A 12,477-nucleotide genomic window follows, 5' to 3' on the forward strand; every position below is an offset into this window, starting at 1 on the left:
ACCATGAGCCGGATCAAGTCCAAGGCGCCGCGCCTCGGCGCCGAGCCGGACATCGCTCGCATCGAAAGCCACTATAAAGAGATCCTCGCCGACCTCGGCGAGGATCCCAGGCGCGAGGGGCTGGCCAAGACCCCCAACCGCGTGGCCAAGGCGCTGCGCGAGCTGACGAGCGGCTACCGCGTGGACCTCGACGCCCTGATCAACGAGGCCCTGTTCACCGAGAGCTACGACGAGATGGTGATCGTGCGCGACATCGCGTTCTACTCGATGTGCGAGCATCACATGCTGCCTTTCTTCGGCCGGGCGCACGTGGCCTACCTGCCGAACAAGAGGATCATCGGGCTCTCGAAGATCCCGAAGATCGTCGAGGTCTTCGCGCGCCGCCTGCAGGTGCAGGAGCGCCTGACGACGGACGTCGCGTACACGCTCGCCGACAAGCTCAAGCCGATCGGCGTCGGCGTCATCATGGAGGCGCGACACCTCTGCATGGAGATGCGCGGCGCGGAGAGCCACCACTCGCCGACGACGACCTCGTGCATGCTCGGCGTGTTCAAGAAGGACGCGCGCACCCGCAAGGAGTTCCTCGAGCTCGTGAAGTCGCGCCCCGTCTAGCCCGGACTCGCACCGGTGCGAGTCCGCGGATCTTCACGCGGACTGTTTCCGGAAACAGTCCCTCAAAAAGAAGAAGCCCCGACTCGCGAGAGCCGGGGCTTCTTTTCTTTACGGCGTATTCTTAAGGCAGCGGCGGCAAGGTCCGGTGGGTCCCGTCGCAGAACGGCTTGTTCTTCGACTGGCGGCAGCCGCACCAGGCCACCTTCTTGGCCTCGGTGAGCTCCACGACGATGGGGGACTTCCCGGTGTTCTTGCGCGCGTGGGAGCCGTCGCAATAGGGCTGCTTCTCCGACTCGCCGCACGCGCACCAGGCCTTTCGGCCCGGCTGCTCCTCGCACACGTACGGCTTGTTCCGGATGCCGGACACGCTCAGACCGTCTGCCCGACGAAGGTCGAGTGCACGTACGCGGCCTTGATCATCGCCAGGCCGAGCAGCGCCGCGGTCAGCAGCGCCCCGTAGCTGAAGGGCATGCCCGCGTGGCCGGCGCCGAGCATGCCGACGAGCATCGGGGCCGACAGGTAGGTGTTGATGCGCGACGCCAGCGCCGCGCGGGTGCGCAGGGCGGGAGCCGCGTCGCCGGCCGTGCCGCCGAGGAGCTTCTTCTGCGCGGGCCAGATGACGAACCAGACGTTGAACCACATGATGGAGCCGAACGTCATGCCCCACATGATCCAGCGCGCGCGGTCGGTCAGGCCCTCGGCGCCCTTGAAGATCAGGTTCGCGCCCCAGCCGAGGTCGGGGGTGTACATGAAGATCTGGGCGAACAGGACCAGGCCCGACAGGAAGGTGACCATCGCGCCCCAGCGGAACCACCACAGCGCCCGCGGCATCAGGTGGGGGTTGACGAGCTTCTTGGTCGGGTCGTCCATCTTGCCCTGGAGCTGAAGGTTGACGAAGTTGAAGAAATAGAGATGACCGATCCAGACGATTCCCATGAACACGTGCAGCCAGCGGAACCCGAACTCGAGCTTGCTCATCGCGCCTCCTGACGAATATTGAATCCTGACCAAATATATCGGATTTGTCCCGGCGGCGTCAATCGCCGACGGGTGACGCTCGCTTGACGCTCCCGGCCGCATCTGTTAAACTGCCGCCCGATGAGACGCTGGATCTTTCAGGGGCTGGTGTTCGCGGTTCTGGGCCTGTTCGCGTTCGATTGCGCCCAGGAAGTCGCGGGCCTCTGCGACACCACCGAGGCCTGCCAGGCCTGCTTCTGCGGCCCGCACCTCGCCCCGCAGGGGGTCGCCGAGATCGCGATCGCCCCCGTTCCGGCGAAGTACGCCTCGTACGAACGCTCCGCGTACGCCTACCTGCCGCCTTCCTCGATCTTCCGCCCGCCCCGCCTCGCGGCCTGACCGCCGCGCCCCGACGCCGCCGTCCCTGACGCATTCTCCATTCTTGCCGGTTGTTTTCCGGCAGGGCGACCCGCATCAACCGAGGCTCCATGTCCACTCTTTTCGCCGCCGCCGCAGCCATTCTTCTCGCCGGACCGGTCTTCGCCCAGGAGGCCGCGCCGTCAGCCAAAAGGTACGCGCTGGCGGAGCTGGTGAGCCTGGCCCTGAAATCGACGCCGCTCCTGACCGCCCAGGACGCGCGCGTCGAGGAGAACAGCCTCTCCGCGGCGCAGGCCCGCGTCTGGGAGGGGCCTTCCGCCGGCATCCTGCTCGGCCGCAAGAGCGAGCCGGCGGGCAGCGGCCCGGCCTACGAGCTGTCCGCCTCCGTGCCTCTGCCCCTGACGGGGGAGCCGGGCCTGCGCGGGCGGCTTCTCGACCTCGAGACGGAGTCCTCGCGCGTCAAGCGCGCGGCGTCGGAGGTGCTCGTCACGGCCGCCGTCGCCCAAGGCGCGTTCGAATACGCCTCGGGGCGCCGCAAGGCCGCCTTCGCCGAGAGCCGCCGCAAGCGCTTCGAACTGATCCAGTCCTACCTGAGCGGCCGGGTGTTCCCGACCCCGCAGCGGAAGGCGGAGAGCCGCATCGTCCAGCACCGACTCAACAACCTCGCCGCCGACGCGATCCAGAGCGAGGCCGGCGCGAAGGCTTCCCTCGAGAAGCTGAGGACGTACGCGCCCCTCGCTCCGGGGGAAACCCCCGACGTCGAGGTCCCGTGGCTCTCGGGCGCCCGGCGGCTCGACGGGAAGGAGTGGCTGGACAAAGCTTTGGCGGATAACCCGGAGCTCCGCGTCCAAAGGCTCTCGGTCCGCGGAGCGGGGCTGGACCGGGCCTTGGCCTCGCGCGAAGGCTTGCCGGACGCCTCTCTCGTCGCCTCCTACGAGAGGGCCAAAGCCGCCGAGACGGAGAAGACCTACGGCGTGGGTCTGAGCTTCGCCTTCCCGTCCTGGAACGCCAACCGCTCCGGGATCAGGAGCGCGGAGAAGAAAAAGCTCGCCGAGGAGCGCCTGCTCGGCTTCGCGGAACGCAAGCTCCAGGCCGACATGCTCCACGCCTTGGTGGAGTACGAGGCGGCGCGGCAGGTCGTCCTCAAGTACACGCCCGAGACCTTGACGGACCTCGAGGCTCAGCTGCGGGCGGCGGACGAGGGCTTCAGCAAAGGCCAGGTGGACCTGCTGACCCTCCTGGAGCTCGACGGCTCCGCGGCCGAGACCTTCGGCCGCGCCCTCGACGCCCAGACGGACCTCGCCGCCAAGGCGGCGGAGCTGTTCGTCCTGACCGCGGACCGCGACGCTTTGACCAAGCTCGCCTCGTTTTAGGAGAACGCCATGACTCGCCTTCTCGACTGGACTCTCAAGAACCGGCTCGCCGTGATCCTCTTCTTCGCGCTCGGCTGCGCGGCCGGGCTGTACGCCGTCTCCGTCACGCCCGTGGACGCGGTGCCCGACATCACGCCCGTTCAGGTCATGGTCAACACCAAGACCGGGGCGCTCGACCCGGAGCAGATCGAGAAGACCGTCTCCTTCCCGATCGAGACCGACATGAGCGGCATCGCCCATGTCAAAGACGTCCGGTCTCTGTCCAAGTACGGCCTGTCGCAGGTCGTCGTCACCTTCGAGGACGGCACCGACATCTATTGGGCGCGCCAGCAGGTGAGCGAGAAGCTCCAGGGCGCGAGCGGCGAGCTGCCCGCCGGTCTCTCGCCCCACCTCGCCCCGATCAGCACCGGCCTCGGCGAGGTCGTCATGTACGCCGTCAAGGCCAAGCCCGGCACGCCGCTCGCCGCCAAGCCCGAACGCGAGCGGCTGCTCTACCTGCGGACCATCCAGGACTTCGTCCTCGTGCCTTATCTTCGGCGTTCGATCAAGAACGTGGCCGAGATCGACGCGACGGGCGGCTACAAGAAGGAGATCCACATCGATATCCACCCCGAGCGCCTCGAAAAGGTCGGCGTGACCATCGAGCAGGTGGCCGAACGCCTGGAAGGCGTCGGCGAGAACTCGGGCGGCGGCTACATCCAGCCCAAGGGCCGTCAGGTGATCGTGCGCGCCTCCGGCCGGCTGAGGAGCCTCGACGAGATCCGCGTCATCCCCGTCAAGCTCGACGTGCGCGGCAAGCCCGTCCCGCTGTCGGCGGTGGCCGACGTCAAGGAAGGCTTCGCCCAGCGGATGGGCGGCGCGACGGAGAACGGCGAGGAGACGGTCATGGGCATCATGCTCATGCTCAGCGGGGCCAACTCCCGCCAGGTGGCGATCGACTCCGAGCGCGCCCTCAAGGAGGCCCCTCTGCCGGACGACGTGGAGGTCGAGCTGCTCTACACGCGCAGCGACCTCGTCGACGCCACGCTCAGGACCGTGGTCGTGAACATGGCCGAGGGCGCGGTCCTCGTCGTCGTGATCCTGCTCGCCGTCCTCGGCAACCTGCGCGCGGCGCTGTTCGTCTCGCTCGCCATCCCGATCTCGATGCTGTTCGGCGCGATCGGCATGCGCCTGTTCGGGGTCTCGGCGAGCCTGATGAGCCTGGGCGCCATCGACTTCGGACTGCTCGTCGACGGCGCGGTGGTGATGATCGAGAACGCCCTGCGCCGCCTCGAGGCTCATAAGGGCCCGCTCGACCGGGAGACCCGGCTCGCGCTGTTCATCGATTCCGCCGCCGAGGTGATCAAGCCGGTCTCGCTCGGCCTGCTCATCATCATGCTCGTCTATGTTCCGATCCTTTCGCTCGAGGGCGTGGAGGGCAAGCTGTTCCACCCGATGGCGATCACGGTCCTGATGGCCCTGGGAGCCTCCCTGCTCGTCGCCGTGCTCCTCATGCCGGTGCTCGCCTACCTGTTCCTCAAGGCGCCCGCCGTCCACGGCGGCGGCGAGAGCCCGCTCTACGCGCGCCTGCTGCGGGTCTACGAACCGGCGCTCGTGGCCTGCCTCCGCCGGCCGGTCCTGGCCGCGGTCCCGGCGGGCCTTCTCCTCGCCGGCTCGCTCCTGGCCTACGGCCGCATGGGCGCCGACTTCATGCCTCCGCTCGACGAGGGGGACATCGTGATCAACTTCACGCGCGACTCCGACATCGGCGTGGACGCCTCGCTCGAGATGCAGCGCAAAAGCGAGCGCGTCATCGCGAAGTTCCCCGAGGTCGCGCGCGTGTTCGGCCGCCTGGGCACGCCCGAATCCGCCACCGACCCGATGGGCGTCCATCTCGCGGACACCTTCGTGATCCTGAAGCGGGACCGCGAGCGCTCCAAGGCGGAGGTGTACGCGGCCATCAAGGAAGCGATCGAGAAGGAGGTCCCCGGCCAGGAGATCGCCGAGACCCAGCCCATCGAGATGCGCTTCGGCGAGATACTGGAGGGGAGCAGGGCCGACGTGAGCCTGCGCATCTACGGCCCGGACCTCTCCGTCCTCATCGACCTGCTCGAGCGGTCGAGAGAAGTCCTCGAGGAAGTGCCGGGGACCGACGAGGCCGAGATGGACCCCCTGACGGCGCTGCGGAAAAGCCCGGTGCTCAGCGCGCGGCCGAACTACGGGGCCATCGCGCGCTACGGCCTCGACCTGGGCCGCGTCAACGGCCTGCTCGAGGCCGCCATGGCCGGCCGCGAGGTGGGCAGCTTCTACGAGGCGCAGTGGCGCTTCCCCGTGGTGCTGAGGGTGGAGGAGGAGCACCGCGAGAACGTCGAGACGATCAAGTCCCTGCCCGTCGGCATGGACGGCGGCTCGATCCCGCTCAACAAGGTCGTCGACTTCGAGACCAACGACGAGGTCACGACCATCGCCCACCACTACGGACAGCGCTACGCGGCGGTCGCCGTGTTCCTCGCCGGGCGCGACATCTCGAGCTACGTCGCGGAGGCGCGCGCCGCCGTCGAGCGCGAGGTGAAGCTGCCGCCGGGCTACACGATGTCCTGGGGGGGGCAGTTCAAGAACCTGGAGCGCGCCCAGGCGCGGCTCTCTTTGATCGTGCCCGCGGTCCTGCTCGCGATCCTCGTCATCCTCTGGTGGAGCTTCGGCAACCTGCGCGACGCCGTCCTCGTCTACACCTGCATCCCGCTGGCGATGACGGGCGGCATCTTCTCGCTGGCGCTGCGCGGCATACCGCTGAGCGTCTCGGCGTCGGTGGGCTTCATCGCGCTGATGGGCATCGCCATCCTCAACGGCATGGTGCTCGTGACCTTCTTCAATCAGCTGCGCGAGAAGGGACGGACCTACGCGGAGGCGGCCAAGGAAGGCTCGCTCACGCGCCTGCGCCCCGTGGCCATGACGGCTTTGGTCGCGGGCCTGGGCTTCGTGCCGATGGCGCTCAACACCGGCATCGGCGCCGAGGTGCAGAGGCCTCTGGCCACCGTCGTCATCGGCGGCCTCCTCACCTCGACCTTGCTGACCTTGATCGTGCTGCCGGTCCTGTATAAGTGGGTCCGCCCGTCCCGTCGCGAAAGCATGACATGACCGTCATGGTAGACCGGCGCCATCCTCGCTAGTGTAGCTCCGGAGGATATCCCAGCCTATTCACGGCGCCATGATCGACCGCCGCATGATCGTCTGCTCGTGGATGACACTGTGCACGGCCGCCTGCGCCGGGAGCCAGTCGGCGCTCGACCCGGCGGGCGTCGGCGCCGAACGGATCGCCGGCCTCTTCTGGCTGATGACCGGGGGTTCGGTCGTCGTGTGCATCGCCTTGACGGCCCTCACGATCCACGCCGTCAGCGCCCGCCCGGAGGCGTACCCGGAGCGCCGGGCCAGGCGGCTGATCATCGGAGGGGGCGCGCTGGTGCCGACCTTAGTCCTCGCGGCGCTGCTGGTCCACGGCCTCAGGATCCTCCCCGGCCTCCTGGCGCGCGCGCCCGCCGGAAGCCTGCGGATCGCGGTCACCGGCGAGCAGTGGTGGTGGCGCGTCGTCTACCATCCGCCTTCGGGCGGGAAGGTGGAGGCGGCCAACGAGGTCCGCCTGCCGGTCGGCGAGCCCGTCGAGTTCGTGCTCGACAGCGCCGACGTGATCCACTCCTTCTGGATCCCGGCCCTCGGGGGGAAGACGGACATGATCCCCGGCCGGCGCACGCGCCTCGTCCTGCATCCGACGCGGACCGGGACCTTCCGCGGGGTCTGCGCCGAGTACTGCGGGGCCTCCCACGCGCTGATGGCGTTCGACGTGATCGTCATGGAGAAGGAGGGCTTCGCCCGCTGGCTCGACCTCCAGCGGCGGCCCGCGCTCGCCGGAGCGGCGCCCGGCCGTTCGCATTTCATGGCCAACGGCTGCTCCGCCTGCCACGCGGTGCGCGGCACCACGGCCGACGGCGCGGTGGGCCCGGACCTGACGCACGTGGGCGGACGGCTCAGCGTCGGGGCCGGGACGCTGCGCAACGGGCCGGAGGGCCTGAGGACCTGGCTCGAGCGGACCGACCGCGTGAAGCCCGGGGCGGCCATGCCGCACTTCGGGATGCTGCCGCCCGAGGAGCTGCGCGAGCTGGTCGCCTGGCTCGGATCGCTGCGATGACCCCGCGCGATCCCGAGCCGCTCGAGCACGAGCCTCCCCCGGAGCTGCGCCGCGCGCAGGAGGAGCGCCTGCTCGACGCGTGGCGCACGCCGGAGGGCTGGCGCTACTGGTCGGAGGTCAACAACACGGAGGTCGGCCTGTGGTACACGGCGACGGCCTTCGCGTTCCTGCTCTTCGGCGGCGTGCTCGCTCTCCTGATCCGGCTGCAGCTCGCCGTCCCGGGCAACGATCTCCTCTCGGCCGAGGCCTACAACCAGGTCTTCACGGTCCACGGGTCGGTCATGATGTTCCTGTTCGCGATCCCGATCTTCGAGGCGGTGGCGATCATCTTCCTGCCCCAGATGCTGGGCGCGCGCGACCTGCCTTTCCCGCGCCTGTCCGCGTTCGGCTACTGGTGCTACCTGATCGGGGGGCTCTTCCTGTGCGGCTCGCTCTTCTTCAACGCCGCGCCGGCGGGCGGCTGGTTCATGTACCCGCCGCTGACCTCGGCCTACCAGCCCGGGATCGGCGCGGACATCTGGCTGCTGGGCTTCTCCTTCATCGAGATCGCGGCGATCGCCGCGGCGGTCGAGCTCATCGTCGGCGTGCTCAAGTGCCGCCCCCCGGGCATGCGCATCAACCTGATCCCGCTCTACTGCTGGTACGTGCTCGTCGCCGCGGTCATGGTCCTGTTCGCGTTCCCGCCGCTGATCGCCGGCAGCCTGCTGCTCGAGCTCGAGCGCGCCTTCCGCTGGCCGTTCTTCGACCCGGCCGGCGGCGGCGACCCGCTCCTGTGGCAGCACCTGTTCTGGCTGTTCGGCCATCCCGAGGTCTACATCGTCTTCCTGCCGTCGATCGCGCTGCTCGCGATGATCGTGCCGACCTTCGCGCGCCGGCCGATCGTCGGCTACAGCTGGATCGTGCTCTCGGCGGTCGGCACGGGCTTCCTGAGCTTCGGCCTGTGGGTGCATCACATGTTCACGACCGGCCTGCCGGGCATCTCGCTCGGCCTGTTCTCGGCGGCCTCGGAAGCCGTGGCGATCCCGACCGGAGTGCAGATCTTCTGCCTGATCGCGACCTTGGCCGCGGGCCGCGCGGTCCGCTCGACGCCGATGCTCTTCACCTTCGGGGGCCTGGCGGTCTTCGTCGTCGGCGGGCTGACCGGCGTGATGCTGGCGCTGGCGCCCTTCGACTTCCAGGCGCACGACACGTTCTTCGTCGTCGGCCACCTGCATTACGTCCTGGTCGGCGGCGCCCTCTTCCCGGTCATCGCGGGCTGCTACTATTATTATCCGCTCATCGCGGGCCGGGAACTCTCCGAGCGCCTGGGCCGGATCGCCTTCTGGCTGATGTTCGCCGGCTTCAACGCCGCATTCCTGCCGATGCACGTGACAGGCCTGCGCGGCATGCCTAGGCGCGTGTTCACCTATCCCGCGGGCATGGGCTTCGACGGCCTCAACCTGCTCTCGACGATCGGAGCCTTCGTCCTCGCGGCCGGGCTCGCGATCATCGCGTGGGACATCCTGCGGCCGAAGTCCCAAAGGCCCCTGTCCAAGCGCAACCCGTGGGACGCGGGGACGCTCGAGTGGCTGGCGGAGAATCCTTCCCAGCCCTGGGGCGTGCGCTCGATCCCCGAGATCGACGGCCGCTACCCGCTGTGGGACCAGCCGGACTTCATGCGCGACGTGGACCAGGGCCGGTTCTACCTTCCCGACGCCGACGACGTCAGGCGCGAGACGATCGTCACCACCGTCATCGACGCGCGGCCGGTCCAGTGCCTGCAGCTCGGCGGCCCGACTTTCGTCACGTTCTGGGCGGCGCTCACGATCGGAGGATTCTTCGTCCTCGGCACCTACCATCGGTGGGGAGCCGCCCTCGTCAGCGCGCTCCTCGGCGCGGCGGTCGTCTGGCATTGGATGTGGACCGGCACCGCGGCGATCCCGGCGAGGGCCGAGAAGGACGTCGGCCTGGGCGTGACTTTGCCGCTGTACGCCTCGGGCCCGTCCTCGGTCGGCTGGTGGGCGATGCTGATCACGATGCTGGCGGACCTGACCGCCTTCGCGTCGCTCGTGTTCGGCTACTTCTTCTACTGGACCTTGCGTCCCGATTTCCCGCCGAAGGACTCCGCGGGGCCGGGCGTCTTCTGGCCGTGCCTCGGAGCGGGGCTCGTGCTCGGGTCCTGGGCGCTGACGTCGCTCGCGGCCCGCTGGAACCGGAGGGGCCGGGCCAGGTCCTATTACGCGGGGCTGGCCGCCGCATTCGCCCTCGGCCTCGCCGGCGCCGGCGCCCTCGCCGCCGGCCCAAGGCTGACCGGGCTGGACCCGACGAAGGACGTCTACGCCGCGACCGTGTGGGTCCTCGCGCTCTGGACCGCGCTCCACGTCGCGGCGGGCGGGCTGATGCAGCTGTACTGCCTCGCGCGCGGCCTGACCGGACGGCTGACGGCGCGTCACGACATGGACATCGTGAACACGGCGCTGTACTGGCACTTCGCCTTGATCACGACCGTCGTCACCGTCGCCGTGATCTCGGGCTTCCCCTTGGCGAGATGAGCGCATGAACGAGAATCCGCCGGAGGAAAAGGAGAGCCTGTGGAGGCTCGCCGCCGCGCCCGCGATCTGGGCCGGCCATTTCCTGCTCTGCTACGCGACGGCGGCGGTCTGGTGCGCGAAGGCCGGCGCGCGCTCCTTCGGGACCGTGCGGCTCGCGATCGCCGTCTTCACCGCCGCCGCGCTCGCGGGGATATTCCTGGTCGGCTTCGGCGGCCTGCGCCGCCACCGGTTCGGCCGCGAGCCGCTCTCGCACGACTTCGACACGCCCGCCGACCGCCACCGGTTCCTCGGCTTCGCGACCTTGCTGCTCTCCGTTCTGAGCGCGACGGCGGTCGTCTTCGTCGCGGCCGCCGCCGTCTTCTTCGAGGACTGCCGGTGACCTTCCTGCTCGGTGCCGCCGCGCTGACGGCCCTCTGGCTCGGGCCGCTGCCGCGCCTGGCGGGGGGGTCCTTCTCGGCGCACATGACCTTGCACATGGGCGTCGTCGCCGTCGCGGCGCCGCTGCTGGCGCTCGGGCTCGCGGGCGGCCCGTTCGATCCGGTCCGGCGCGCGCCCGCGCTCTTCCCGCCGGTGCCGCTGTCGCTCGTCGAGCTCGTCGTCGTCTGGGCCTTCCACGCTCCGGCCCTGCACCACGCGGCGCGCCACGGCGCCCTCGGCTTCGCGGCCGAGCAGGGCGCTTTCCTCGCCTCCGGACTCCTCGTCTGGCTCTCCGTCCTCGGCGGGGACCGCGCCCGCCGCGAGGAGCGCGCCGGAGCCGGGATCGCGGCCCTGCTGCTGACCTCGATGCACATGACCTTGCTCGGGGCCCTGCTCGCCCTTTCCCCGCGCGCGCTCTACGCGCACGCGGGCGGAGGGCTTACTCCGCTCGAGGACCAGCATCTCGGCGGCGCCATCATGCTCGGGGTCGGCGGCGTCGTCTACCTCGCCGGAGGGCTGCGGCTCACGGCCGGGCTGCTCCGCGCCCGCAAGCGGGAGGCGTCGGCATGAAGCTCACGCCTCTGACGGTCGCCGCCGCGCTCGCGGCCGCGGCGGCGGCGAGCCTGCTCGTCGTCGCGAGCGGCCTCGTGCCGGTCGGAGCGAGCGCGGGGCATTGGCGGATCACGGAGGCGTTCCTGCAGTTCGCCATGCGCCGCTCGATCGCGACGCACAGCCTGGGCGTGGAGGCGGCGCGGCTCGACGTCCCCGGCCTCTTGCTCAAGGGCGCGGGTCATTACGAGACCGGCTGCCGCTCCTGCCATGGAGCGCCGGGACTCCCGCGATCTCCGATCGCGCGCGCGATGTCTCCGCCTCCGCCGAATCTCGCCGAACGGGCGGCACGGCGTACGCCCGAGCAGCTGTTCTACGTGGTCAAGCACGGCGTGAAGTTCACCGGGATGCCCGCGTGGCCCGCGCCGGGGCGCGACGACGAGGTCTGGGCCGTCGTCGCGTTCCTGCGCGAGCTTCCGCGCCTCGACGGCCCGGGCTACCGCGCCCTCGTCCACGGCGACGGCGCTCCGTCGGGGCCGGCGCGGTCCTGCGCGCGGTGCCACGGCCAGGACGGGCTCGGCCGGGGAAGCCCCTTGTTCCCGCGGCTCGCGGGCCAGCGCGAGGATTACCTGCGCGGCGCGCTCGAAGCCTACGCGCGGGGCGCCCGCCGCAGCGGGACCATGGGGCCGATCGCCGCGGCGATGGGCGCCGAGGAGATGCGCCTCCTCTCCGCGTACTATGCGGGCCTTCGTCCTTCCGCCGCGGCCGGGACGCGGCAGGAGGCGGCCGTCGCGCGGGGGCGCGCGATCGCGGAGCGCGGCATCCGGGAGCGCCGGGTGCCGTCCTGCCTCAAGTGCCACGGCCCGAAGAGCGAGCCGGTCAAGCCGGCCTACCCCGCGCTCGCCGGCCAGCCCGCCGCCTATCTCGAGCTGCAGCTGCGGCTCTTCCAGGACGGGATCCGGGGCGGCTCCGCGTACGCCCATCTCATGGCGTCGGTCGCCGCGCGCCTGACCCGCGCGGAGATGCGCGACGTCGCGCTCTACTTCGAGGCCATGCCGCTTTTGCGTCCTGAAACCGTGACGCGTCCGCCATAGGAGGGCCGTCCGCATCAAAGGTAGATTGCGTCCGGAAGCAAGGAGGTCGGATCATGCCCGAGAAAGCCACGTTGGAACGCGCGCGGCGGCGCCGAACGCCCGCGTCGCAGGCCGGGGAGTTCGTGCGCGAGGAGATACGTCATATCCGGGAGCGGAAGCACGGCGCGCGCAGCGTCGAGCAGGCCATCGCGATCGGCCTGTCGAAGGCCCGGCGCGCGGGCGTGCGCGTCCCCGCCAAGAAGGGCCTCGGCCGCCGGCGCCGGAGCGCGCGATGAGGACCATGCGCGCTCCCGGGAAGCCGTCGCGGCGCCGGTCGCGCGCCGTCCTCGGCGCCTTGAAGAAGGAGGGAAGCTCCGCCGCCTCCCCGCCGGCGCTGGCCGAGCACGCGCGCGCCGTCGCGCGGC

At 70.2% G+C, this 12,477-nt stretch carries 10 protein-coding genes and 1 pseudogene; 9 read left to right on the forward strand and 2 right to left on the reverse strand.

Features of this window, described 5'->3' with window-relative positions:
• The first annotated feature begins 3 nt into the window (after positions 1-3).
• On the forward strand, positions 4-612 hold the full coding sequence (folE, locus tag HYV14_12060; protein MBI2386734.1) for a GTP cyclohydrolase I FolE: 609 nt from the start codon (positions 4-6) through the stop codon (positions 610-612).
• A gap of 121 nt (positions 613-733) precedes the next feature.
• On the opposite strand, the gene HYV14_12065 is transcribed toward folE, so the two are convergent.
• Both HYV14_12065 and HYV14_12070 read right to left on the reverse strand, forming a co-directional pair.
• Positions 734-979, reverse strand: coding sequence for a CDGSH iron-sulfur domain-containing protein (locus HYV14_12065; GenBank protein ID MBI2386735.1), 246 nt, complete (start codon positions 977-979; stop codon positions 734-736).
• A 2-nt stretch (positions 980-981) separates the two neighbouring features.
• The gene (locus tag HYV14_12070) at positions 982-1,590 is read right to left on the reverse strand and encodes a urate hydroxylase PuuD (protein MBI2386736.1); all 609 of its coding nucleotides are present in this window, start codon (positions 1,588-1,590) and stop codon (positions 982-984) included.
• Positions 1,591-1,710: 120 nt separating this feature from the next.
• On the opposite strand from HYV14_12070, the gene HYV14_12075 reads away from it, so the two are divergent.
• The 8 genes and pseudogenes from HYV14_12075 (at position 1,711) to HYV14_12110 (ending at position 12,477) form a co-directional block, all read left to right on the forward strand.
• On the forward strand, positions 1,711-1,968 hold the full coding sequence (locus HYV14_12075) for a hypothetical protein (GenBank protein ID MBI2386737.1): 258 nt from the start codon (positions 1,711-1,713) through the stop codon (positions 1,966-1,968).
• 89 nt (positions 1,969-2,057) lie between these two features.
• Positions 2,058-3,320, forward strand: a complete 1,263-nt coding sequence (locus HYV14_12080; GenBank protein MBI2386738.1) for a TolC family protein — start codon at positions 2,058-2,060, stop codon at positions 3,318-3,320.
• Positions 3,321-3,329: 9 nt separating this feature from the next.
• On the forward strand, positions 3,330-6,437 hold the full coding sequence (locus tag HYV14_12085) for an efflux RND transporter permease subunit (GenBank protein MBI2386739.1): 3,108 nt from the start codon (positions 3,330-3,332) through the stop codon (positions 6,435-6,437).
• A 103-nt stretch (positions 6,438-6,540) separates the two neighbouring features.
• Positions 6,541-7,482, forward strand: coding sequence for a cytochrome c oxidase subunit II (coxB, locus tag HYV14_12090; GenBank protein ID MBI2386740.1), 942 nt, complete (start codon positions 6,541-6,543; stop codon positions 7,480-7,482).
• Positions 7,479-10,013, forward strand: coding sequence for a cytochrome c oxidase subunit I (ctaD, locus tag HYV14_12095; GenBank protein ID MBI2386741.1), 2,535 nt, complete (start codon positions 7,479-7,481; stop codon positions 10,011-10,013). The genes coxB and ctaD overlap by 4 nt, the downstream gene beginning before the upstream one ends.
• Before the next feature lie 192 nt (positions 10,014-10,205).
• On the forward strand, positions 10,206-11,000 hold the full coding sequence (locus tag HYV14_12100; GenBank protein MBI2386742.1) for a cytochrome c oxidase assembly protein: 795 nt from the start codon (positions 10,206-10,208) through the stop codon (positions 10,998-11,000).
• Positions 10,997-12,073, forward strand: coding sequence for a c-type cytochrome (locus HYV14_12105; protein MBI2386743.1), 1,077 nt, complete (start codon positions 10,997-10,999; stop codon positions 12,071-12,073). The genes HYV14_12100 and HYV14_12105 overlap by 4 nt, the downstream gene beginning before the upstream one ends.
• Positions 12,074-12,126: 53 nt before the next feature.
• A pseudogene (locus HYV14_12110) lies at positions 12,127-12,477 on the forward strand (transcription elongation factor).

The sequence above is a fragment of the Elusimicrobiota bacterium genome, from assembly GCA_016182905.1.
In the GTDB taxonomy this organism is placed as follows: Bacteria; Elusimicrobiota; Elusimicrobia; order UBA1565; family UBA9628; genus GWA2-66-18.

What these genes read in the sequence shown, in the direction of transcription:
- HYV14_12075 (MBI2386737.1), top strand. Translation starts at nt 1,711, where the DNA reads ATGAGACGCTGGATCTTTCAGGGGCTGGTGTTCGCGGTTCTGGGCCTG.
- coxB (MBI2386740.1), top strand. Translation starts at nt 6,541, where the DNA reads ATGACACTGTGCACGGCCGCCTGCGCCGGGAGCCAGTCGGCGCTCGAC.
- ctaD (MBI2386741.1), top strand. Translation starts at nt 7,479, where the DNA reads ATGACCCCGCGCGATCCCGAGCCGCTCGAGCACGAGCCTCCCCCGGAG.
- HYV14_12085 (MBI2386739.1), top strand. Translation starts at nt 3,330, where the DNA reads ATGACTCGCCTTCTCGACTGGACTCTCAAGAACCGGCTCGCCGTGATC.
- folE (MBI2386734.1), top strand. Translation starts at nt 4, where the DNA reads ATGAGCCGGATCAAGTCCAAGGCGCCGCGCCTCGGCGCCGAGCCGGAC.
- HYV14_12105 (MBI2386743.1), top strand. Translation starts at nt 10,997, where the DNA reads ATGAAGCTCACGCCTCTGACGGTCGCCGCCGCGCTCGCGGCCGCGGCG.
- HYV14_12070 (MBI2386736.1), bottom strand. Translation starts at nt 1,590, where the DNA reads ATGAGCAAGCTCGAGTTCGGGTTCCGCTGGCTGCACGTGTTCATGGGA.
- HYV14_12080 (MBI2386738.1), top strand. Translation starts at nt 2,058, where the DNA reads ATGTCCACTCTTTTCGCCGCCGCCGCAGCCATTCTTCTCGCCGGACCG.